The sequence below is a fragment of the Psychrobacter sp. M17(2026) genome, assembly GCF_055699815.1.
Genome location: NZ_CM146741.1, coordinates 1515997 through 1538943, shown reverse-complemented (window position 1 = coordinate 1538943; position 22947 = coordinate 1515997). Strand labels below are relative to the sequence as shown.

At 43.2% G+C, this 22947-nt stretch carries 19 protein-coding genes; 14 read left to right on the top strand and 5 right to left on the bottom strand.

Annotation, left to right across the window (positions count from 1 at the left end; translation table 11 throughout):
• Nucleotides 1-2013, bottom strand: coding sequence for a hypothetical protein (locus ACR63T_RS06555; RefSeq protein WP_472785164.1), 2013 nt, complete (start codon nucleotides 2011-2013; stop codon nucleotides 1-3).
• A 380-nt stretch (nucleotides 2014-2393) separates the two neighbouring features.
• On the opposite strand from ACR63T_RS06555, the gene ggt reads away from it, so the two are divergent.
• Complete coding sequence (ggt, locus tag ACR63T_RS06550; RefSeq protein WP_472785163.1) at nucleotides 2394-4310, top strand: gamma-glutamyltransferase; 1917 nt, start codon at nucleotides 2394-2396, stop codon at nucleotides 4308-4310.
• A 194-nt stretch (nucleotides 4311-4504) separates the two neighbouring features.
• Here the strand turns inward: ggt and ACR63T_RS06545 are convergent, their stop codons facing one another.
• Complete coding sequence (locus tag ACR63T_RS06545; protein ID WP_472785162.1) at nucleotides 4505-5320, bottom strand: PAS domain-containing protein; 816 nt, start codon at nucleotides 5318-5320, stop codon at nucleotides 4505-4507.
• A gap of 344 nt (nucleotides 5321-5664) precedes the next feature.
• On the opposite strand from ACR63T_RS06545, the gene ACR63T_RS06540 reads away from it, so the two are divergent.
• The 13 genes from ACR63T_RS06540 to ACR63T_RS06480 all read left to right on the top strand — a co-directional run bounded on the left by ACR63T_RS06540 (nucleotide 5665) and on the right by ACR63T_RS06480 (nucleotide 21543).
• Complete coding sequence (locus tag ACR63T_RS06540; RefSeq protein WP_472785161.1) at nucleotides 5665-6651, top strand: proline racemase family protein; 987 nt, start codon at nucleotides 5665-5667, stop codon at nucleotides 6649-6651.
• Between the two features lie 67 nt (nucleotides 6652-6718).
• Nucleotides 6719-7966: an NAD(P)/FAD-dependent oxidoreductase gene (locus ACR63T_RS06535; protein WP_472785160.1), complete on the top strand. Its 1248-nt coding sequence runs from the start codon at nucleotides 6719-6721 to the stop codon at nucleotides 7964-7966.
• A gap of 92 nt (nucleotides 7967-8058) precedes the next feature.
• Entirely contained in the window at nucleotides 8059-8940 is an 882-nt protein-coding gene (gene dapA / locus ACR63T_RS06530; RefSeq protein ID WP_472785159.1) for a 4-hydroxy-tetrahydrodipicolinate synthase, read from the top strand.
• A gap of 99 nt (nucleotides 8941-9039) precedes the next feature.
• Nucleotides 9040-10539 carry an aldehyde dehydrogenase gene (locus ACR63T_RS06525; protein ID WP_472785158.1) on the top strand — a complete coding sequence of 500 codons (1500 nt, stop codon included), beginning with the start codon at nucleotides 9040-9042 and terminating at the stop codon, nucleotides 10537-10539.
• A 106-nt stretch (nucleotides 10540-10645) separates the two neighbouring features.
• Complete coding sequence (locus tag ACR63T_RS06520) at nucleotides 10646-12094, top strand: alanine/glycine:cation symporter family protein (RefSeq protein WP_305900183.1); 1449 nt, start codon at nucleotides 10646-10648, stop codon at nucleotides 12092-12094.
• Nucleotides 12095-12429: 335 nt separating this feature from the next.
• The gene (locus ACR63T_RS06515) at nucleotides 12430-12735 is read left to right on the top strand and encodes an FAD-dependent oxidoreductase (RefSeq protein ID WP_305900182.1); all 306 of its coding nucleotides are present in this window, start codon (nucleotides 12430-12432) and stop codon (nucleotides 12733-12735) included.
• Entirely contained in the window at nucleotides 12725-13687 is a 963-nt protein-coding gene (locus ACR63T_RS06510) for an NAD(P)/FAD-dependent oxidoreductase (protein WP_305900290.1), read from the top strand. Before ACR63T_RS06515 ends, ACR63T_RS06510 begins: the two co-directional genes overlap by 11 nt.
• Before the next feature lie 487 nt (nucleotides 13688-14174).
• On the top strand, nucleotides 14175-17846 hold the full coding sequence (gene dnaE / locus ACR63T_RS06505) for a DNA polymerase III subunit alpha (RefSeq protein ID WP_472785157.1): 3672 nt from the start codon (nucleotides 14175-14177) through the stop codon (nucleotides 17844-17846).
• 120 nt (nucleotides 17847-17966) lie between these two features.
• Nucleotides 17967-18392 (top strand): Hpt domain-containing protein, encoded by a 426-nt coding sequence (locus ACR63T_RS06500; protein ID WP_227680391.1) that lies wholly within the window; start codon nucleotides 17967-17969, stop codon nucleotides 18390-18392.
• On the top strand, nucleotides 18392-19270 hold the full coding sequence (locus ACR63T_RS06495) for an RNA methyltransferase (RefSeq protein WP_472785156.1): 879 nt from the start codon (nucleotides 18392-18394) through the stop codon (nucleotides 19268-19270). Before ACR63T_RS06500 ends, ACR63T_RS06495 begins: the two co-directional genes overlap by 1 nt.
• A gap of 291 nt (nucleotides 19271-19561) precedes the next feature.
• The gene (locus tag ACR63T_RS06490) at nucleotides 19562-20005 is read left to right on the top strand and encodes a YtoQ family protein (protein ID WP_472785155.1); all 444 of its coding nucleotides are present in this window, start codon (nucleotides 19562-19564) and stop codon (nucleotides 20003-20005) included.
• Between the two features lie 219 nt (nucleotides 20006-20224).
• Nucleotides 20225-21088: a serine O-acetyltransferase gene (cysE, locus tag ACR63T_RS06485; RefSeq protein ID WP_472785154.1), complete on the top strand. Its 864-nt coding sequence runs from the start codon at nucleotides 20225-20227 to the stop codon at nucleotides 21086-21088.
• A gap of 8 nt (nucleotides 21089-21096) precedes the next feature.
• A complete protein-coding gene (locus ACR63T_RS06480) occupies nucleotides 21097-21543 on the top strand; it encodes a PACE efflux transporter (RefSeq protein ID WP_472785153.1) in 447 nt (148 codons plus the stop codon).
• Nucleotides 21544-21704: 161 nt separating this feature from the next.
• Here the strand turns inward: ACR63T_RS06480 and ACR63T_RS06475 are convergent, their stop codons facing one another.
• From ACR63T_RS06475 to folB, 3 genes are read right to left on the bottom strand one after another with little or no spacing between them, the layout of a single operon-like run.
• Entirely contained in the window at nucleotides 21705-22049 is a 345-nt protein-coding gene (locus ACR63T_RS06475; RefSeq protein WP_472785152.1) for a hypothetical protein, read from the bottom strand.
• Nucleotides 22046-22558, bottom strand: coding sequence for a 2-amino-4-hydroxy-6-hydroxymethyldihydropteridine diphosphokinase (locus tag ACR63T_RS06470; protein ID WP_472785151.1), 513 nt, complete (start codon nucleotides 22556-22558; stop codon nucleotides 22046-22048). Before ACR63T_RS06470 ends, ACR63T_RS06475 begins: the two co-directional genes overlap by 4 nt.
• On the bottom strand, nucleotides 22551-22940 hold the full coding sequence (gene folB / locus ACR63T_RS06465) for a dihydroneopterin aldolase (protein WP_472785150.1): 390 nt from the start codon (nucleotides 22938-22940) through the stop codon (nucleotides 22551-22553). The genes ACR63T_RS06470 and folB overlap by 8 nt, the downstream gene beginning before the upstream one ends.
• Nucleotides 22941-22947: the final 7 nt, after the last annotated feature.

The window sequence follows — 22947 nt, the reverse complement described above, 5'->3', positions numbered from 1 at the left end:
TTAATCGTTATCAGTGTCACTTTCATAAGCATCAGCAACGTCTTCAGTGACATCATTATAAGAGTCATAGTCACTATCGTCATAACTATAGCGAGCATAACGCGCTTGCGAGAGTCTCTTTTTTTGCAAACGCTGATCGTCAAGCCAAGCATTACCATCTATTGCAGGCGCAGCATTCACACCAAAGGACTGCGTTAATAATGGCGTTAGCATATGCTGATCAAACTGGGCTTGATCGTAGCGTACTTGATTGAGCATAGCCGTCTGTTGACCGAACAGATCGCCACCTATATTGAGGCGTTGTTGCTTGGCGAGCAGGCGATCTGAGCTGTCCAGATAATAGTAATTGACTTGGTTAAATGACAGAGGGCCGATCGCCTCTATCAGCTGCATCAGCGACCCTATATCGGCGCTTTGGTAGCCTTTATTATAGAGCTGGATTTTGGCAATAGCACGGCTGAGCACAGCATCATCAGGATACTTATCAGGATTGGCCTGTACATAGCTATCTAGTGACTGGCTGAAGTGTTTAAGGACTTTACCGAGCAACTCACCGCTTTGCTTACTGCCAAAATAGACCTTTACTGCGCGCGTGGCCCCGACCTCTTTTGCAAAGGCATCACCTTTGATATCTATAGCACTGAAGTTGTCCTCAGGCAGCTCCGCCATACCCTCTTGTACCGCACTGATGAGCGCATCATATATCACCTCAAAAGGCAGCTGCGAGGTTATACTCTCAGGCAGACCAAAATCTACCGTATGTGCTGTCATCTCGTTGGGTAGCGGCGTATGTTCAGGATTGAGCAAAGCCGCTAGCGGCATCAATGCCGAGGGATCAAGAGTGATACGGCTGTCTTTAAAATCCAGTGCTAGCGGTATTTGTATCGATGAGCTAAGCGTTGGCGTTAGGTAGTCGTAGCTATAGACACTCTGCAGTTGTTTTTGCTCAGGCTTATAGTGACTCACACTATTGAAGGTTAAGTTTTTGTATTGATAAGCATTCATCGCTTGCACTTGCTCAGGGGTACGATCCAGCATACCCAACATGCTGCCAAGCATACCTGTCAAAGGCTCATTTGCAGTGACACTATCTTTGTTAGTGCTCGCTTGCTGCTTTTGAATTTGCATCGCCTCATAGCTCTTTAATAACCCTTTTGGGTTTAATTTATCAAGCTTATCCTTTATGCCGCTATCTTCATAATCGTCGTCCGAGCTATAGCCATAGTCACCATCTTGATCATAACCGTATTCATCATAGCCTTCATAATCGTAGCCGTTTATATCATAGCCATAATAATCATAACCATCATAGTCATAGCCATCTCTATCGTAGCCATCGTAGTCATAACCATACTCATCATAACCCTCAGCATCATATTCAAGCGCGGCGTCATAGTCATCAGCGTCGGGCTCTACAACGACCACCTCGTCTGCTGCGTCCACTCGGCTATCACTTTCTAACTCATCCTCTTCGTAGACGCTTTCTTCATAATAACTATCGTCTTCTGCATCATCATAATCGCTATAGCTTTGATTTTCAGCATTATAAGCATAGAGTTCAATAACTGTCTTGAGTAGACTAGTAGATCCTGCGTCAATGCTATCGGACTTAATAAAAGGCGTTGAATAATAACGCGCTTGCGCTACGGCAACTTGCTCTGTCGCTAAATGCTGGCGTATGGCTTTTATTAATCGAGTTTTGGCTTGAGCTTCCGTATTAGGAAATTGGCTTTGATCAAATAGCTGCTGATAACGCTCGTCATTAGTATCGAGCGCCATATTAAAGCGCTGGGCTTGGGCTTGATTTTGAACACTATCGGCGACACTGAAGTCGATAATAGCCTTGCTATTGTTTTTGACTGGTATAGGATTGGACTGACAGCCTACTAACGTAGTACTCCCAAGCATCAAGGCACAGACTGCTAGTGAAAGGGTTCTATGCTTGGCTTTTTTAGTAGGTTCAAGGTGTGATGTTTGTTGTTTAGCCAACGAGTGCTGGATAGGCAATGACATAAAAACCCTTATGTTTATCAAATAATGGATATTTTAGCTATGCTAATAATACTTTTATTTATAACACATAAGATTACATTTTAGTAATTAAAAAGTAAGGTATATTTATCTTCTATTAATAAAGACTCTTTAATAGTCAAGTAGCATGTCCTTAAGCCACGCTAAAAATTATCGTAACGCATGAAAAGATAATAGGTAGCGGCTGCTGAAAGATACATTATTGATTTTATATCAGATCATACAAAGTAAAAGCTTAACCTTATTTAATTTCTAGCCGTTACGCTTTTATACTGCTACTCTAAACCTATCATTAAACGAATGATACCAATTATTAATGATAAATTAGTCACTCTCTTCTTATCCGTAAAAAGGATTTTGCGATGCATAAATCACCTCTAAAATTCAAGCAAAACCAAACGACGATTAAAGCCGCTATTGTTATTATTAGTAGTGCGTTTTTAGTTCATCTACCTGCTCACGCCGCTCAACCTACTCAAGACACTATCAATACCACTTCGATAAATACTAGCGCCATAAATCTAGCGATCATGACTGACGCACCAACGATACTTTCTGAAACTCAGCGCATTACTGTTGCAGCGCCTGATAGTCTAAAGAAAATACCCAACACAACGGCTAAAACGGATCAAGCCATCTACTCTGCGGATGCGATTCATCATCCCGTTTGGGCAAAGAATGGCATGGTCGCCACGCAAGAAACGCTCGCTTCAGCTATCGGTTTAAAGATTTTAAAAGAGGGTGGTAACGCTGTCGATGCTGGCGTCGCGGTTGGCTTTGCCTTAGCTGTCACTCTACCCCGTGCGGGCAACATCGGCGGTGGTGGTTTTATGATGATTTATGATGCCAAGCAAGACAAAACCGTGGCGCTCGATTACCGTGAAAAAGCGCCCAGTAGCGCCACTCGTGATATGTATCTCGATGAGGAAGGCAACGCCGTCAGCGATTTGTCTCGCTATCACGGCTTAGCCGTTGGCGTGCCGGGCACGGTGGCAGGACTACTCAAAGCATTAGAAGAGCACGGCACGATGAGCCGCGGGCAAGTCATGGCACCAGCGATTGCGTTAGCAGAAGATGGCATTGAAGTGACCGCAGGTCTGTCTGAATCATTAGAAGCCTTAAGTGACCGTTTGCAAAAGTGGCCCAGCACTAAGAAGGTGTTCTTTAAACCAGACGGCAGTGCCTATCAACCTGGGGAGCGCTTAAAGCAGCCAGAGCTTGCCCGCTCGCTAAAGCTGATAGCCGCGCAAGGCGCCGATGGATTCTACAAGGGAGAAACCGCTCAAAAATTGGTCAAAGCAGTCAACGAAGCAGGCGGCCTGATGAGCTTGCAGGATTTGAGCGATTATAAAGCAATCGCCCGCGAGCCAGTCAAAGGCAATTATCGTGGCTACGAGATTGTCTCGATGCCACCGCCTTCTTCTGGTGGTATTCATATCATCCAGATTTTGAATATTTTAGAAGGCTATCCGCTCAAAGACTATGGACAAAACAGCGCCCAGACCATCCACTTAATGGCTGAGGCGATGCAATTGGCTTATGCAGATCGAGCGGAGTACTTAGGTGACTCAGACTTTGTCGACGTACCTGCCAGCGGTCTCACCTCTCAAGCTTATGCAGACAAACTGCGCACCTTAATTGATCCAAATAAAGCCACGCCAGCCGCGACGATTAAAGCCAACAACCCTCTGCCTTATGAAAGTGACCAAACCACGCATTTCTCTATCGTGGATAAAGATGGCAATGCGATAGCCAATACTTATACGTTGAACTTCTCTTATGGCACTGGCCTCGTCGCTGAAGGAACAGGAATTTTATTGAATAATGAAATGGATGATTTCTCTGCTAAGCCGGGCGTGCCTAATGGTTATGGGTTACTTGGCGGTGAAGCCAATGCGGTCGAAGGCGATAAGCGCCCCTTGTCTTCTATGAGCCCTACTTTAGTGTTCAAAGACAGCAAGCCTTATATCGTCACAGGTAGCCCAGGTGGTAGTCGTATCATCACCACCGTCACCCAAATCCTATCAAACGTCATCGACCATGATATGAATATCGCTGAGGCCACTCATGCACCTCGCATTCACGACCAATGGTTGCCAGATGAGATTCGCATCGAAAAAGCGTTAAATATCGACACCGTCAAAAAGCTTGAATCAATGGGCCATACGATCAGTCCAAAAGCTGCCATGGGCTCGACTCAGTCGATTATGATAACGCCAAACGGTGTCTACGGCTCATCTGACCCACGTATCGTCGATGCGGCTGTGGTTGGGTATTAGTAAATGTCCCTAACTTGAATGTAGAGGACTAAATATTGCTAAGAATAGGCACTTATGCTGTTGACTGAATTACTAGACACGCAGTAGCACTAATTACGATTATATTAGCCCTCGTTTATGTAACAGTATCGAGGGCTTTTTTATGGGTAGTATTAACCTTGAGTATGTCACTATCTGGACGTCCTAATCAATATTCAGCGTATTATCGATAGATGTACTTGACGAAACTGCGTAGGCGACATTCCTGTAAACTGTTTGAACTGGCGGCTGAAAGCACTATGATCACTATAGCCACAGTTTAATGATATTTGAGTCACTGACATCTCAGGCATCGCTAACAATTTAATCGCGTACTCTAAGCGGATCTTTTGGACAAACTGTAATGGTGACATGTTCAGTACTGCTTTGAACGTCCGCTCTAATTGCGATAAGCTGAGATTGGCTAACTCCGCCAACTGCGAGATATGTATTTTCTGATCAAGGTGATTACGCACAAACTGGGCCACCGCAGCCAAACGCGCATGCTTGCGTAAAATGCGCTCGTTATCTTCATCAATATCAACTGATATGCCTACCATTGCGATAATCTGTTGCTTCTTATCATAAATAGGCAGTTTATTGGTGATACACCAACCGAGTTTTCCTGATGCATAGCTATGGAGCTCTAAGTTATCAACTATCACCTTGCCTTCTTGTAACACCTTTTTATCTTGCAAAATATAATCTTTACTTTGTTGGTGAGAGAACATCTGTTCTGAGGTAAAACCAATAATTTCCTCATGCTTATGCAATTTACAGCGTTTCAACAAGGTCTTATTCGCAAGTTGATACCGTGCCTGCTCGTCCTTTACAAAAAAAACTACGTTGGAAAGCGTATCGAACAAAGGCAGCAAAAGCGAAACACTACCAGTGAATACCTCGCTACTGTCTGGATTGTAATCTGCCATGCTCTGTGACAATGACACTGGAAGCATGGTAAGCGCTGAACTTTCTACAGAATGACTACTCATACCTACTCCTTGTCGTATCAATGGCAGTAGTAAAACAGTTTTTTATTAACGAATGATACTACTGCTATATAGCCATCATATAAGACCAGCTATCGCTACACCACTTCGAATAAACACTTGCTCATTTAATTTCAGTTAAAACCTCTTCTAGTGTACACCGACCCACTATGCAGAAGTACGCATTTTTTCATCAAAAAACAGCAAGACGATACATTTAAAAAAGTCCATTCTATTGATAGACCTCAATCATAAGTCACTTGTTATTCCCTATAAAAAAGTGACGATCAGGTCTAAGGAACAATAATGGAATGCAATTTTTTCACGGATGAATTAGGACGTCGGTCATGGTCTCTACACTATTTAATTTCAAAATCATTGACTCACATACTGGCGGTGAGCCTACGCGTATGGTTTATGATGGTTTCCCTGATCTCATCGGCAGCACTATCCAAGACAAGCTGCAATACTTCAAACAAAACTTTGATCATTTGCGTCAAAGTATCATTCTAGAGCCACGCGGTAATGATGTACTGGTTGGCGCCCTGCTGTTCCCTGCAATAGATCCTAGAGCGGTAGCTAGTGTTATTTTCTTTAATAACTCTGGATATTTGGGTATGTGCGGCCATGGCACTATTGGCGTTATCGTCTCCTTAGCATATCAACAGAAAATAACTGCTGGCGTGCATTGGCTTGAGACTCCTGTGGGTTTAGTCCAAGCCACGCTCCATGAAGATAGCAGCTGTAGCGTTCAAAACGTCTCCTCTTATCGTTATAAAAAACAAGTAACAGTAGACGTTCCTGAGCTGGGACTCATCCAAGGTGATATCGCATGGGGTGGCAACTGGTTCTTTTTAGTCAGTGAGCATGGGCAAGATATTAAAGCCTGCAATGTTAAACAACTCACTCAAGTAACTATGCAAATTAAGCAAGCACTGATCGCTGCCAACATCACGGGCGAAAACGGTAGCGAGATTGACCACATTGAGTTGTTCGCAGATAGCGAAGATACGCAAGTCGACAGTAGAAACTTTGTCTTGTGCCCAGGCGCTGCTTATGACCGCTCCCCTTGTGGCACTGGCACCAGTGCCAAACTTGCCTGTCTAGCTGCTGACAACAAACTTGCTCCCGAGCAGTTATGGCAGCAACAAGGTGTCATTGGGAGCGTATTTACTGGTAGCTACCAGTATGTGGCAAACCTCAAAAACGCATCTGGTATGACTTACCCTGACAATACTATTTTACCAACGATTTGTGGTCATGCTTATGTTTGTGCTGAGACGACACTTATCGTACAAAAAGACGACCCTTATAAATGGGGTATACAACCTTAATAAATTGACTTCAATAAGCCAGAAACTATAAGCGCATAGCATCATTTAAGTAATATTGAGAATATTTATGACTACCCTAGACTTCGACTTACATATTATTGGTGGTGGCATTATCGGCCTAGCGGCTGCGGTAACGTTGCAAGCACGAGGTGTGAAGGTAACATTGCTTGAAGCAAATGAGATAGGACAAGGCGCGTCCTGTGGTAATGCTGGGCACATTGCAACTGAGCAAGTATTCCCGATTGCTGATGCTAGCATGCTACGCCATATTCCAGCTATGTTATTCAATCCAGCAGGACCGCTGCGACTAGACTGGCGTTACCTCCCACGCTTGATGCCATGGGCAATGCAGCTATTACTGAATATGCGTGCAGAGCCATTTGAGCGTATTCATCAAGCCTTATTGAGCTTAAACCAAAACAGCCTACAAGCATGGCAAGATTTTGCAAATCAGTGGCAACTTAAGGATTGGGTAAAGGGGCAAGGCTCACTATTGACCATTGAAAACCCTAACAGCGTCAATCCTTTAATCGCCCATGGCAAACGTCTTAATGATATTGGCGTAACTAATGAATGGTTGACCAAAGAAGCCTTATTAGAACGTGAGCCCGCCTTACAGGACAATCAGCTTAATGCATTATTTTTCCCTGATACCGGACATATTACCAACTTAACAGCTGTCATCAACCAGTTGACCGTCACCTTTAGACAGCTGGGTGGACATATCGTTGAGCACTGCCGAGTTCTTGATGCGACACACAGCGTGGACGGTATCCACTTGAAGACCAGTCAAGGCGCTATGATCGCCTCCAAGGTCATGCTATCAGCAGGTGCGCACTCTAAAATGCTTGCCAAGCAGCTCACGGGCATAAATGTGCCTTTAGATACCGAGCGTGGTTATCATTTAATGCTACCGCATGAAAGCGCACGTTTACAGATACCAGTGTCAAGTATGGATAGACGATTTATCATGACGCCAATGCAAGAAGGCTTGCGTTTGGCTGGCACGGTGGAATACGCAGGACTTGAGGCACCTGCCAACATGGAACGTGCTCAGGTGCTATTAAGCCTAGCGCAGCCAATGCTTAACAGCCCATTAAATGCTACTGACAGCAAGCCTTGGATGGGGTTTCGGCCATCGACTGCAGACTCCTTACCGGTTATCGACAAAATCGAGCGCGTACTTTTGAGCTTTGGTCATCAGCATTTAGGCTTAACGCAAGCTGTCGTTAGTGCGCAAATGATTGCCGAATACTATTTTGATGAAGAACATACTATCGATCCAAAACCGTATCAACTTGCTCGCTTTAAATAAGCTGCTTACCAAACGGTTATGAACCAAGCAAAAACCAACCGATTCATTATTGAATCATTACCCATCAGATCAACACCAATAAGGATAGTCTCATGAATATAAATGGAATTTTAGTCCCAATCGTTACCCCTTTCGACAATAACGGCGACGTTGATGCGCAAAAATTAACGACACTGGTCGAAGCTTTTATCGACAAGGGCGTAGCCGGTATCGTCGCTTGCGGTACCACAGGGGAATACTATACCTTTTCGGCAGCAGAGCGCGAGCTGGTGTTGACTACTATCGCCGAGGCTGCCAAAGAAAAAGGTGCTGAAAATAAAGTCACCCTGATTGCAGGTATCAATAGCTTATCGACTGACCACTCTATTGAACTTGCTGCACAAGCCAAAGCCTTAGGTTATGACGGCCTTATGCTCTCTGCTACGCCTTATAGCTTGCCTGAGCAAGATGGCATCATCGCTCACTTTGAAAAAGTCGCGGACGCCAGCGAGCTGCCAATCATCATGTATAACTTCCCTGATCGTGTCGGCGTTGCTATTGAGTTTGATACCGTTGCCCATTTAGCCAAACACCCTAACATCGTTGGTGTAAAAGAAAGTAGCGGTGACTTTAGTCATGCCCTACGTATGTTGCAGGCTAATTTTGAAAACTTTGAAGTGGTGTGCGGCTGTGATGATCAGCCGGTTGATTTCTTCTTTTGGGGCGCCAAGAGCTGGATAGCTGGCGCAGCAAATGTGTTTCCAGAAGAACAAGTAGCGCTTTTCAATGCAACTCAACAAGGTGATTGGGACAAAGCTAAGCAAATTATGAGTGAGATTTATCCTGCTATTCATTCTATGGAATCAGGTAATTATAACCAAAAAGCTAAAGCAGGCTGCTTAAAAGGTAGCGTTGATGTGGGCTCAGTACGGGTGCCATTAACTAACATGCCAGAAGATGAAAAAGCAGAGTTTTTAGCGCTGCTTTCTGAATAGTCCTCAGCTTCATAAAAACAATATCAAGAATAGCTAACGCTACATTTGATGCCGTATTGCGATCTACGGTATCAAATGTAGTCAACAAGGAGTGTAAAAATGACGTTCTCAAAAAAACAAATCTCCAAAGAGCAAGTGTTCGAACAAGCCAAACAGCAAAAGCTATGGGCAGGCCATCTGATTGATCATAAGAATTTATCAACTGCCACCTTAGACAATATTACCCCAATTGATAATAGCATCATCGGTCAAATTGCCTCTGGTACTAGCGATGATGTCGATATTGCCGTACAAATCGCACGCGATAGTTTTGAGAATGGTGAATGGCGTCGTCTAGCCCCTGCTGAACGTAAGGCTATTATGCAGCGCTGGTGTGCACTCATGCATGAACACTTTGAAGAGCTAGCAGCATTAGATTGCGTTGATGCGGGCAAACCGATTACTGAATGCTTAAACACTGACATGCCAGCGACTATCGAGACTTTTGAGTGGTATGCCGAAGCGGCTGACAAAGTATTTGGCAAAGTCGCTCCGACAGGTAGCGCAGCTTTAGGGCTCATCGTCCAAGAGCCAATCGGTGTCGTTGGTGCAGTATTGCCTTGGAACTTCCCAGCACAAATGTATGCATGGAAGGTCGCCCCTGCTCTCATCATGGGTAACTCGGTCATCGTCAAACCCGCTGAACTGACCTCTTTATCTGCCTACCGTTTAACGGAACTTGCCTATGAAGCAGGTGTGCCAAAAGCTGCCTTGCAGATGGTTTGTGGTCTTGGTGAAAATGTCGGTGCAGCGCTCGGTCAACATAGGGATGTTGATATGGTGTCATTCACTGGCTCAACAGAGGTCGGACGTCTATTCCTACAATATTCTGCACAAAGCAACTTAAAAGAGATTGTCTTAGAGTGCGGTGGCAAAAGTCCGCAAATCGTCTTTGATGATGCTGTACTTGATGATGCCGCTATTAACGATATCTTATCGGCCGCCTTTTGGAACATGAGCGAGAACTGTAGCTGTGGTTCACGTTTATTAGTCCACAGCAGCCAAAAAGAAAGCCTTCTTGATAAATTAAAAGATGGTCTAAAAGAATGGAAAGTCGGCTCACCTTATGATGTCGATACTGCGATTGGCCCGATGATTGAAAAGGCTCATTTCGATAAAGTTTGCCATTACTTACAGACGGCTAAAGACGAAGGTGCAACCCTTGTTGCAGGCGGCTCTATTCGCGAAGATTTAGGCAGTGGCTGGTATGTTGAGCCTACTATTTTTGATAACGTCAGCGCTGACATGACCTTATTTAAAGAAGAAGTCTTTGGCCCATTATTAGCCGTTACTAGCTTTGAGTCCGAAGATGAAGCCGTAAAATTAGCGAACGAAACCAATTTTGGTCTAGCGGCATCTTTTTATACTCAAAACATTAAGCGTGCTTACCGAGTTGCTTCAGCCATTAAAGCTGGAACCGTTTCGATCAATGGTTTTTCAGAGGGTGATATCACCACCCCGTTCGGTGGCTACAAGCAATCTGGATTTGGCGGTCGTGATAATGGGCTAGAAGCCTTATCACAATATACACAAACCAAAACCGTTTGGTTGGTCAACTAGTCAATATAGCTTGCCTGTCATGTCACCTGATGTAGTGATATGACAGCATTTCGTATTATTAAAATAATCTAAAACTTTAGTCAAACACTTACAAGGAAGTAGGGCCATGGAAGCGATTATTAATACTATCGTCGGTTATATATGGAGCGACGCATTAGTTTATTTGGCACTCGGTGTCGGTATTTATTTTACCGTGATGACTCGCGGTGTACAGTTCCGCTATCTCAAAGAGATGGTTAAACTATTATTTGACAAACAAACCTCAACCCAAGGTATTAGCTCCTTTCAAGCCTTTAGTATGGCCTTATCAGGCCGAATCGGTGTCGGTAACATTGCCGGGGTTGCCACTGCAATCGCAGCTGGTGGACCTGGTGCAGTATTTTGGATGATCGTTATGGGTCTGCTTGGTGGTGCCAGCGCCTTTATCGAGTCAACACTTGCACAGGTATATAAGCATACCGTTGATGATCAATATCGTGGCGGTACACCTTTTTATATTGAGCGGGGGCTTAAAATGAAGCCTTTTGCCATTGTCGTTGCGGCTGTTACCTGCCTATCATATGGTGTTTTGGTACCAGGCGTACAGGCCAATACCATTGCTGATTCTTTTAATACCGCTTTTAATATCCCACCTGTTGCAACTGGTTTCATTATCGTTGCGTTGTTAGCATTTATCATATTCGGTGGCATAAAACGTATTGCAAACTTCGCTGGCAAAGTCGTGCCTATTATGGCGGTCGGCTACGTATTGATGATGGTCATCGTATTATTATTTAATGCATCCAATATACCAGCTATGTTCGCTCTTATTTTTAAAAGTGCGTTTGGCATGGATGCTGTCTTCGGTGGTATTGTTGGTCTAGCAATCTCTTGGGGCGTACGCCGTGCCGTATTCTCAAACGTTGCAGGCGCAGGCGAAGCAACTTTCAGTTCAGCAGCAGCAGAAGTCTCACACCCCGCCAAGCAAGGTTTAGTGCAAAGTTTCTCTATCTATATTGATACCGTACTCGTTTGTACTGCTACCGCATTGATGATTTTATCGACAGGCATGTACAATGTCATTCCCGCAGAAGGCTTGGTACTGGTCGAGAATATGCCAGGGGTCGCAGCTGGAACCGCATTTACTCAAGCCGCAGTCTCAACCGTATTTAGCCAATATGGTAGTGGCTTCGTGGCTATTGCCATCTTCTTATTTGCCTTTACCTGCTTGATTGCTTATTACTATATCGCTGAAACAACGATGGTATATCTAGACAGCAAGATGCGCTATCCTATTTTAAAACCATTACTAAAAATTGTATTTCTAATCGTTTGCTTTAGCGGTAGTATACAGTCAGTAGGTATGATGTGGGCGCTGGGCGATATCGGCTTCGGCAGTATGTGTTACCTTAACTTTATTGCTATCGTTTTATTGAGTAAAACAGCTCTTAAAGTATTAAAAGACTACGACGAGCAAATGAAGCTGGGACTCAACCCTGTCTTTGACCCTAGAAAAGCGGGTGTTGAAAATGCAGACTTCTGGATAGCATATAGCGATAAACATGATAAACGCTAAACATTAATGACATTACTGCTAATACCTTATGAATGTAAACTCTCGATGTTACAGTAACAGCGAGAGTTTTTTAATTTTAAAACACATCATTGAGCTGCAGACTCGTATATGTTTTATGTGAGCTAAGATATTAGCTTTCTGACTCAAGCTTTTGAATCAGAAAGCTAGCATGGTTACTATTTTAGGATTTCTGTATAACATACTGCTACTTTTTTTAAAAAACACTATCGATATCTTTATAGTAAGTAACAAGCGATACGTTAGCTTTTAAGGTTTATTGAAACATACTAACGAAACTTACTACCGTCATTCCTACTAGCCTATTGAGAGCGCTTATGAATACTCAAGACTTTGACATACATATTATTGGTGGCGGCATTATTGGTCTAACGACGGCGGTGACGCTACAGGCCCGCGGAGTAAAAGTAGCTTTGCTCGAAGCTGATGAGATATGTAAGGGCACCTCATCAGGTAACGCAGGGCACTTGGCTACTGAGCAAGTGTTTCCTGTGGCTGATGCCAGTATGCTCCGCCATATCCAGCGATGCTGCTCAATCCTACTGGACCGCTACGGTGGACTGGCGCTATCTTCCACGGCTTATGCCATGGGCGGTGCAGCTTTTGTTAAATATGCGTTCTGAACCGTTTGAGCGTATTCATAAATCAACATTGAACCTTAACCAAAATAGCTTGGCGGCATGGCAAAACTTCGCTACTCAGTTTGAGCTGAGTCAATGGGTGCATACCAGCGGCTCATTATTGACGATCGAACATCCTACAAAACTCGCGACTTTAACCGATTATGGCAAACGCCTTAACGATGTTGGCGTGACCAATCATCTGCTAACCAAAGATGAGATCGCTGAGCATGAACCCGCTTTAAAGAATGATAATCTTGATGCGCTATATTTCTCAAAAACGGGGCATTTTACTAACCTGCAAGCTATTCATGATAGCCTTGCCGCCACTTTTCGGCAGCTTGGCGGTCATATAATTGAGCAGTGCAAAGTTCTCGAAGCTATTTTAGGTGAAGACAGCATTCACTTAAAAACGAACCAAGGCGATATGATAGCTAATAAAGTAGTACTGTCGGCAGGAGCATACTCAAAGTCGCTAGCTAAGCAGCTGACAGGGGTAAAAGTACCTTTAGATACCGAACGCGGCTATCACTTGATGCTCCCGCATGAAAGTAAGCGCTTAAATACATCAGTATCAAGCTTGGATCGACATTTTATTATGACGCCGATGGAAGGCGGTTTACGCTTAGCGGGTACAGTAGAATATGCAGGACTTGACGCGCCTCCCAATATGCAGCGAGCGCACAAGCTATTGCAGCATGCCAATCCTATGCTAAAAGAGCTGTTAAATACCGATGATAGCGTGCCATGGATGGGCTTTCGACCAACGACTGTAGACTTTTTACCCGTCATTGATAATATCGGACGAGTATTTTTAAACTTTGGTCATCATCATTTAGGCTTAACGCAATCAGTCGTGAGTGCGCGTATAATTACCGAATATTATTTTAATGAGCCGGATACTATTGATCCAACAGCTTATAAACTGAGCCGCTTCGGTAAAGCTCGTCAATGATGTCTACTAATATTCCTAAAAAAACCTTTTCTATTGTTACGATCTAAAGAGTTTTTGAAGCTAATATCAAACACTTTCACTCATTCAAATATTCAATATTCTGCTATCTTTATAGCAAGGTTTTCCTACTTATCTAAACAGCAATATTGGAATATGACAGCACTTGCTTTCATATTCCAATATTGCTGTTTAGATCAAGCTTGTTGTTTAGAGCCGGTTGAATACAATTCTGTCAATACCGCTAATCATCCCTCAAACTTCATTATGATTATTTTTGAAGCTGATTTTATAGCTGTTCGCGTCAAATAATGCTACTATTGTTAGCCAGATTGATATCGAGAAATACAAAATTAAATCTCTATTTTTTTAGAAATATTAGTTTTAAAATCACTGTAAAACGTTGTTATTTATAATTATTTTACCTGAATAAATCTCTAATTGCAGTTATGTTCGAAATAGCTTTTAAACCTATAACTAAGAGTTCTTTATGGCATTTGTACACCTTGGCATTCACAGTGAGTATTCAATCACTGACTCAATTGTACGTATCAAGCCACTAATAAAAGCGGCAGCGGCGGACAATCAGCGGGCCTTAGCGTTGACTGACCTCTCAAATCTTTATGCTACGGTGAAGTTCTATCGTGCCTGTCTAGGTGCTGGCATTAAGCCGATCATCGGTAGCGAAGTCATCATGGAAAATGAAGACTCGCGCCTTGTATTATTAGCGATGGATAATGAGGGTTATCAAAATATCACTCGTATTGTCTCGCTTGGCTTTACCGAAGGGCGTGCTGACGATGCCAATCATGGCGTGCCTGTTATCAAGCGCAGCCATATTCTTGAGCATGCCGCAGGCGTGATCGTACTGTTTACTGAAAAGTCAGATGTCGGACAAGCGTTAGTCGGCTCAATGCCAGAGCGCGCTGATGAGCTGTTATTAGAATGGCAAGCGGCGTTTGCTGATCGCTTATACTTTGCTATAAAGCGTACCAATCGCACTGGCGAAGACGCTTTTATACAGGCAGCTATTCATGCAGGCGCAAAACATAATATTCCAATTATTGCCCATAATGATGTGCGTTTTTTGCAGCAAGATGACTTTGATGCGCATGAAGCACGTGTCTGTATTGCAGGCTCGTATGTACTCGCTGATGCCAATCGTCCGCAAAACTATTCCGATCAGCAGTACCTAAAGACGCAGGTGCAGATGGAGCAGTTATTTGCTGATATTCCGCAGGTTATCAATAATACTCTAGCCTTAGCGACTCGTTGTAATGTGACTTTGATACTTGGCATTAATGTACTGCCTGATTTTCCTGTACCCGAGGGTGAGACCATTGAATCTTTCTTTCGCGCAGAGTCTATACGTGGTCTAAATAATCGCTTGGATAGGCTCTTTCCTGTTGAAGAACGTAGTGAACATTGGAATGATTTTCGCCAGAAGTATGACGAACGCCTAGAGTATGAGCTTGAAATCATCCTATCAATGGGGTTTCCAGGTTACTTCTTAATCGTTATGGACTTTATCCGCTGGGCAAAAGCCAATGGCGTACCTGTCGGTCCTGGACGCGGTTCAGGTGCAGGCTCTTTAGTGGCATATGCACTGAACATTACCGACCTTGACCCTATTCATTACGACTTACTTTTTGAGCGCTTCTTAAACCCTGAGCGGGTATCTATGCCCGATTTCGATATTGATTTCTGTATCGAAGGTCGTGATCGGGTGATTGATTATGTCGCGCAAACGTACGGTCGTGAAGCAGTCTCGCAGATTATCACTTTTGGTACTATGGCGGCTAAAGCTGTGGTACGAGATGTGGCGCGCGCGCAAAGTAAATCTTACTTTCTCGCCAGCAAAATGTCTAAGCTCATACCTAAGACCCCAGGTATCACTTTAAGCCAAGCCCTAGAGCAAGAGCCACAGCTCAAAGATCTCATCTCCAATCCTGACAATATGGATTACGAAGATGCTATTGAGATTTGGGAGATGGCAATCAAGCTTGAGGGCGTGTGTCGTAACGTGGGTAAACACGCAGGTGGTGTATTGATTGCACCAAATCGAATTACTGACTTTAGCGCGATATACTGTGACGATGATGGTTCACGGGTGAGTCAGTTTGACAAAGACGATGTCGAGGCCGTAGGTCTTGTCAAGTTTGACTTTTTAGGCTTACGTAACTTGACAGTCATTGATGCCGCCGTTAAAAATATCAATAAGCGCCGAGCTATCGAGGGTGTAGAGGAGCTGGTGTTAGAAGATTTGCCATTAGATGACAAAAAGGCTTATAAGCTACTGCAAGATGCTAAGACCACGGCTGTTTTTCAGTTAGAGAGCATGGGTATGAAAAAGTACCTTGCCAAATTGCAGCCGACTAACATTGAAGACGTTATCGCTATGTGCGCGCTCTATCGTCCCGGCCCCTTAGATGCGGGTATGGTTGAGATGTATATTGACCGTAAGCATGGGCGTGAGGAGGTCATCTACGATCACCCAAACCTTGAGCCTATTTTAGAGAATACCAACGGCGTTATTGTCTATCAAGAGCAAGTCATGCAGATATCGCAAGTCATGGCAGGTTATAGTCTAGGTGGCGCTGATATGCTCAGGCGAGCAATGGGTAAGAAAAAGCCTGAGGAGATGGCAAAACAGCGTGATATCTTCATCACAGGGGCAACTGCCCAAGGTATTGATGAGGTCACCTCAGGTGGGGTGTTTGACTTGATGGAGAAGTTCGCCGGTTACGGTTTTAACCGCTCGCATTCTGCCGCTTATGGCGTATTGGCTTATCAAACGGCTTATCTAAAGCAATACTACCCTGCGGAGTTTATGGCAGCAGTACTCACATCTGATATGAACAATACTGATAACGTAGTGTTCTTTATTAATGATTGCCGTGAAAACTTTGACTTGACGGTGGTCAATCCTTCGGTCAATCGCAGTGAATGGCATTTTGTCGCTGATACGCCGACTAATATTATTTATGGCTTAGGTGCCATCAAAGGTGTGGGTGAAGGCGCGGTTGAATCTATCGTTGAGGCGCGTCGCACAGATGGCTTATTTAAAGATCTATATGATTTCTGTCGCCGTGTCGATATCAAAAAGGTCAATAAGCGCACCCTTGAGGCTTTGGTTAGCGCGGGTTGTTTTGATGATTTTGCCGCGACCCTGCGACCGGATCTACCAGCGGACGCCGCTTACGAGATTCGCGGTGCGCTGATGAGTCAGCTGCCCAGCGCCGTGCAAGCCGCTGAGCAAGATCGACAAAACAAAGAGCTCGGTATGATGGACTTGTTCGGTGAGATGGATGGCGTGGTTGCAGCACCACCATTGGTCATGACCAGCGACCTGATCTGGGGTGATAAGCACCGGTTAAAGGCTGAGAAGAATACTCTAGGCTTATATCTGACAGGACATCCTATCAATGAGTATTTAGAAGAGCTAAAACGCTATACCTCAGGGATTCGCTTAAATAAACTCACAGATACAGGATATAATGGCAGCTGTTATTTTGCAGGGCTGATCATCGACATGGCAAACTTCGGTAATCGAAATGTTATTATACTAGATGATGGCACCTCAAGATTGGAGGTTAGCTGTTATGCTGAGCGCTTTAACCGCGTAAAAGAGCAGTTAAAAGTCGATGAGGTAGTCATTATCAAGGGCAGTATCCGTGAGCGTGACGGTCGTCTGTTTGCCCGTCTTGATAATGCTATGACCATGATTGATGCACGTCTGCGCTGGCTTAAAAAAATCAGTATAAAAGTACATGGCGAGGACACTAAATTATTAATGCGCTTGCAACCTCTATTAAAGTCAGCTCAAGCGAGTATTATTCCAGCGCCGCGCCTATCTTATAACTATGAACAAGATGATGATGGCAGTGCTTATAACGCTGGCATGGAAGCTCAAGTATATGATGAGGCAGGCAATGATTTAATGGCACAGCCGCAGCATACTGCACAGAACGATGCAGATTCCGCTTTTGGTAATGATGATATTAATGATAATTGTACGGCGCTTGGCTTAAGTATTTATGCCGACTACGGTATCGCCAATGTAGCCCTATCTGAGCACTGGCGGGTTTATCCCAACGATGATAATTTGCAAGCGCTTAAGAGCATGATCAGCGACGATAATTTGCACTTTCACTATAGCTGACTTTATAAGGTATAATATTGAGGACAAAGGTAAAATTAAATATATAAGCACTTAGCCTTTAGTAATGTTTAGGTCTTTAGTAATACTTAGTTTTAATGTTATACCTTAGGATTGAGGACAATGATTGAATTCAAAGTAAATCGCAACCCAAATTATATGCAAAAAAATAACTATAAAATCAAGGTCACGCACAAGCCTGCACCTGATCAGATAGTTATTGACGAAGAGCAGTTTGAAGATATGTGCACATTGCTCGAAGATGACTTTGCAGGTTTGGTACAAAGTTTTTTTGTAGATAGTTTTGAGCGTATTAAGCTTATGCGCGAAGCACAAGCTAGTAATAACAATACTGAGGGCTATGAAGCAGCTCATGCGCTAAAAGGTGCTAGTGCTACCTTAGGTGCTAAGCAGTTAGAGATATTATCTGGTAGACTGCAAGACGCTTGTCGTGATCATAATATTGCGGACCAGACCGCTCTTATCGATCAGATATCAGTAGCGTTGCAAAAGGTTGAACGTGAAATTAGCTCACGATTAGGATTATAATGTCTCTCAATAATACGTCTATATCAGATAAAAATGCTCCAGTATCTAAAACGGTTGACTATCTATCTTGCTTGCAAGTAATTATGGTCAACACTACTCTGCCTGCCAATATTGGCTCAGCAGCGCGCGCTATGCATACTATGGGTTTGACACGATTGAGTGTTGTTAATCCAAAACACCCTATTGATGATACTAGTATCGCGCATGCTGCAGGTGGTCAAGATATTTTGGCAAACGCTAAAATTGTAGATCATTTAGAGACAGCGATTAGTGACTGTCAGCTGGTGTTTGCCGCCAGTTCCCGCAGCCGTCATCTACCGCGTCCTGTCGTCAATCCAATGCAAGCGGCAGAGATCATGCTGGACTTTATAGATAGTCAAAGCGCAATCGAGCTTGGCAATATGCCTAATATTGCTATTCTCTTTGGTCGTGAAGATCGCGGGCTGACTAATGAGGAGCTCTCTTTGGCAGATTATCATATTCAAATAGATGCCAATCCTGACTATCCCGTACTCAATGTCGCCTCAGCGCTGCAAGTCATTGCCAGTTTTATTTTTACTTATGTACAGAGTCATGTTGCTAATAATTCGGCTAAAAATGCAGTTACTATGACCGCAGATGAGATAGAAGATAGCTTGGAGCTACCGATGTTGTCTACCTTTAGACGTCAACAGTGGGATGAGCCTGCCATTAATCAGCAACAACTGCAGCACCTTATAAAGCGTATCACAGAGCTAATGGTTGCTCGTAATTTAGCAGATAGTGAACACTTGCGGTCCTTACCATCGCGCCTGTCACGGTTAGGATCACGACTACAACTTGATCAAAAAGAGTATCAACTATTAAGTGCTTTAGTCGCTAAACTACTAAAAGACTAGAACTGTACGAATTTGCTGGATACTTGCCTTTAGCACCTCCGCGTTGAACCAGCTGAACTACTTTGCAGGTTGCACTTTTGAGACAAGCCACATCTTAACAATACACCTTATGCGAACAACCTAAGCTTTTTATATCACTAGCTCTAGCTATATACTAGCGCACGCAACCTATCTTATTTTATATCTTAAATGATGTAACACCAGCAATAGCTATCCTACAAAGCGAATTTGATACTCATTTTAAATATTGATCTTGAATACTTAATCTCAAATAATGAAAAGGAATGACTTATGAACTGGAATGTCTATTTATCTGGAGAGATACATACTGATTGGCGTCAAAAGATCATGCAAGGCGCTAAAGAGCACAATCTGCCTATTACTTTTAGCTCAGCGGTGACTGAACACGAAGCTAGCGATGCAGCTGGTGACCTATTAGGCGAAAATGACAATCAATTTTGGCGTGATCATCAGTCTTCAAAGGTCAACTCAATTCGTACCAAAAACCTGATTCAAAAATGTGATATTGCGATTATTCGTTTTGGTGATAAATACAAGCAGTGGAATGCCGCATTTGACGCAGGCTCTTGCGCTGCATTAGGTAAGCCTTATATCACTTTACACGCAGAAGATATTATCCACCCGCTAAAAGAGGTAGACGCGGCAGCAATGGCATGGGCACAAACGCCAGAGCAAGTGGTTGAGCTACTAAAATATACCGTAAGTGATAGCTAAGCTGTATCGTAAAGGCGCAATTTAGGTAGCAGTATAAAAAGTACCTTATAACTATACCTAAAAAAATATACCTTTAAGTAAAAATCGGGGTCTGTTGAATATTCATCAGGCCCTGATTTTAATCTCTAAACTGCTTTTATTTATAACTCATAGCTATATTTTAGAGACCAAAACTGCTATAACTTAATAGACTATAATCAAAATACGATAGGACGTGCTATGCCATCGCCAGCCTCTTTATTCAAATCACTTTCTCGCATAAAAAAAGATCTCAAAGAAGATATCGAAGCCGTCTTTACTCGTGACCCTGCTGCGCGTAATAGCCTAGAGGTGATACTGACCTACCCTGGTATTCATGCCCTTGTTTTGCATCGGGGTGCACACTATCTTTGGCAACGTGAGTATAAACTCTCTGCACGCATCGTCTCTTATGGCTCGCGGGCGCTGACTAGCATTGAGATTCACCCTGCTGCCAAAATTGGCAAACGCTTCTTTATCGATCACGGTGTCGGTGTCGTCATCGGCGAGACCGCTGAGATTGGCAATGACGTAACGCTATATCATGGTGTCACTTTAGGCGGTGTATCTTGGAATAATGGTAAGCGTCATCCTACTCTAGAAGATGGCGTCATCGTTGGTGCTGGCGCAAAAGTTCTCGGGCCTTTTACCGTTGGTAAAGGCGCCAAAATTGGTTCTAACGCGGTAGTGGTAAAGCCTGTTCCTGCTGGCGCGACTATGATTGGCGACGCCGCGCGTATGATATCGGATCATCATGACGAAAAAGGCAATCCAATCGTTAAAACGGCAAAAGAGATCAAAGCGACTAAAAAAACCAGCTCAACACGAGCTTCAACTTTTCAGGCCTATGGTATCGAGCAATCTTCACAAGATCCAGTGGCAGAAGCCTTTGCTAAGATGCTTGAGCATATCCAGCAGTCAGAAAATCGCCTTGATCAGCTGCAAGATGCTATGTGCAAGCTCGATCCTGATTTCTGTAAAAAAGACTATGATAAATTATGTCTAAAAGATTTAGATGTCATTGGTGACAGCGATATGGATGCAGCGGGCACAGAAGAGAAATAGAGACTATTTTGATTACTTTAAGTCCTATCAAACGTAGAATCATTTATGTAGTCATATTTGAGATAGTAGCCATTATTTCGGCAACATCGATTCTGATGCTGTTAAGCGGTAGTGATGCCGCTCAGTCACTGCCTGTTGCTGTCATGGTTTCAGCGGCTGCGGTTATCTGGAACTTTATTTTTAATACCCTATTTGAGGCGTGGGAGCAACGGCGCGGTAATCCAAAACGCACTCTAATGATTCGCGTTATCCATGCTCTAATATTTGAGGGTGGATTATTCTTGCTCTGCTTGCCACTGTATATGTTTTGGTACGGTGTGGGATTGTATGAAGCCTTTATCATGGAGTCAGCCTTGCTGCTGTTCTTCTTAATCTATACTTTTATTTTTACCTTAATCTTTGACAAGGTATTTACTTTACCTTATCAAGTTATGGCGGATGAGCAGCGCGCTTAGGTAAAAAGACTCAGATACAAGCTTGTAAAATTTATGAGATGTAGGGTGGGTTAGCTCAAGCGTAACCCGCCATCCAAATTATAGTATTGAAACAGTAGGTTTTGTTTTATAGGTATTAGCAGTTCGTAAGCTGGGTTTTTAACCCTGTGGTCTAATTTTTATTATGGTCTATGATTTAATTCCTTTTCAAACTTCAACCATGCTTCTTCGACTCCCTCTACGATACCCTCATAAATTTGCCAATCATCTTCTAAAAAGTGATAAAGCACAGGATGTATCAAATCTTTTTGACCAGCAGAAGGTTGAAACTCAGCTATGCGTATGTAATTATCAACTAAAATTTCTAAATCTTCTATTTCGTCTTCTTTCAATACTAATAACCCAGTATAACTATCACAACTAGATAAGTAATAGGTACAAACCTTATTTAATGAATAGTTGTAAGCTTCGTAAATATAATAAATATATACATAGCTTTTATTAGACTTATCTTTTGCTCTAATCATCTTAAAACCTCAGCCGCCAACTCAACCACCCCAGCCATCTCATGCGCCTTAAACGGATAACGTTCAGCCATAACTCTCCACTCGCTATCACCTTCTAATCTTACTAATAAAATATCGATATCCATTGTAACTTGCTGAAGTGCGTTAGGATCAGCTTGGCGCTGCCTATCACAGTCGTTTTCAAACTGTTTAAGTCGCTGCTGTAATTGCTGCAATGTCATTGACGATTCTAAAGCTAGACATACACACTGGTTAATATAATCAGGTTTTGGCTGAGCTAGTGTGGCAGTAATATCAGGATTTAAGAAAGCTGTCGATAGCTTTACCTTGCCCAACTCAGCAAGTTTTTCGTGCACAGTAGCTAAATGCTGCTCGGCTTGATAATTGCTCCCTAGCGCTAACACTACTGCCGTGACCATTTGCGCATGTAGCTGCTCAAAGGTTTGCCGTTCTAAACCATATACATTTTCTATTACTAAGTTTTGTTTGTCATAAGAGGTGTCATTCATTAGATTTATCAACAGCTTTTGCATAGCGAGTGATTTGAATACCTACAGCGTCGGCTTCGACAATAGCGGTTGGCTTGGCAACGCTCAAGGTGATTTTTTGACAATTATAATTAGCAAATAATCTATTCATAAGCTCGACGGCTAAATGCTCTAACAGCTCAGCCTTTAGCTCTTTACACCAAGCATCAACATCATCGCAGACCTCTTTATAACTTAGTGCATCCGCTACATCGTCTGATTGCGCGGCTTTAGTAATATCAGTTTCTAGAGCAATATCTATTAAGATTGGCTGAGTAATCGCGCGCTCCCAAGCAAAGACCCCTATTACTGCTTCAACTTTTAGACTTTTGACAAACACTACGTCAGCTTCAATATTAAACATGTTCTAA

Bases quoted from the DNA above. Each gene is read 5' to 3' on its own strand.
- dapA (WP_472785159.1), top strand. From the start codon at position 8,059: ATGAATATAAATGGAATTTTAGTCCCAATCGTTACCCCTTTCGACAAT.
- folB (WP_472785150.1), bottom strand. From the start codon at position 22,940: ATGTTTAATATTGAAGCTGACGTAGTGTTTGTCAAAAGTCTAAAAGTT.
- ACR63T_RS06555 (WP_472785164.1), bottom strand. From the start codon at position 2,013: ATGTCATTGCCTATCCAGCACTCGTTGGCTAAACAACAAACATCACAC.
- ACR63T_RS06540 (WP_472785161.1), top strand. From the start codon at position 5,665: ATGGTCTCTACACTATTTAATTTCAAAATCATTGACTCACATACTGGC.
- ACR63T_RS06545 (WP_472785162.1), bottom strand. From the start codon at position 5,320: ATGAGTAGTCATTCTGTAGAAAGTTCAGCGCTTACCATGCTTCCAGTG.
- cysE (WP_472785154.1), top strand. From the start codon at position 20,225: ATGCCATCGCCAGCCTCTTTATTCAAATCACTTTCTCGCATAAAAAAA.
- ACR63T_RS06475 (WP_472785152.1), bottom strand. From the start codon at position 22,049: ATGATTAGAGCAAAAGATAAGTCTAATAAAAGCTATGTATATATTTAT.
- ACR63T_RS06535 (WP_472785160.1), top strand. From the start codon at position 6,719: ATGACTACCCTAGACTTCGACTTACATATTATTGGTGGTGGCATTATC.
- ACR63T_RS06500 (WP_227680391.1), top strand. From the start codon at position 17,967: ATGATTGAATTCAAAGTAAATCGCAACCCAAATTATATGCAAAAAAAT.
- ACR63T_RS06510 (WP_305900290.1), top strand. From the start codon at position 12,725: ATGCGTTCTGAACCGTTTGAGCGTATTCATAAATCAACATTGAACCTT.
- ACR63T_RS06490 (WP_472785155.1), top strand. From the start codon at position 19,562: ATGAACTGGAATGTCTATTTATCTGGAGAGATACATACTGATTGGCGT.
- ACR63T_RS06495 (WP_472785156.1), top strand. From the start codon at position 18,392: ATGTCTCTCAATAATACGTCTATATCAGATAAAAATGCTCCAGTATCT.
- ACR63T_RS06525 (WP_472785158.1), top strand. From the start codon at position 9,040: ATGACGTTCTCAAAAAAACAAATCTCCAAAGAGCAAGTGTTCGAACAA.
- ggt (WP_472785163.1), top strand. From the start codon at position 2,394: ATGCATAAATCACCTCTAAAATTCAAGCAAAACCAAACGACGATTAAA.
- ACR63T_RS06520 (WP_305900183.1), top strand. From the start codon at position 10,646: ATGGAAGCGATTATTAATACTATCGTCGGTTATATATGGAGCGACGCA.
- dnaE (WP_472785157.1), top strand. From the start codon at position 14,175: ATGGCATTTGTACACCTTGGCATTCACAGTGAGTATTCAATCACTGAC.
- ACR63T_RS06470 (WP_472785151.1), bottom strand. From the start codon at position 22,558: ATGAATGACACCTCTTATGACAAACAAAACTTAGTAATAGAAAATGTA.
- ACR63T_RS06515 (WP_305900182.1), top strand. From the start codon at position 12,430: ATGAATACTCAAGACTTTGACATACATATTATTGGTGGCGGCATTATT.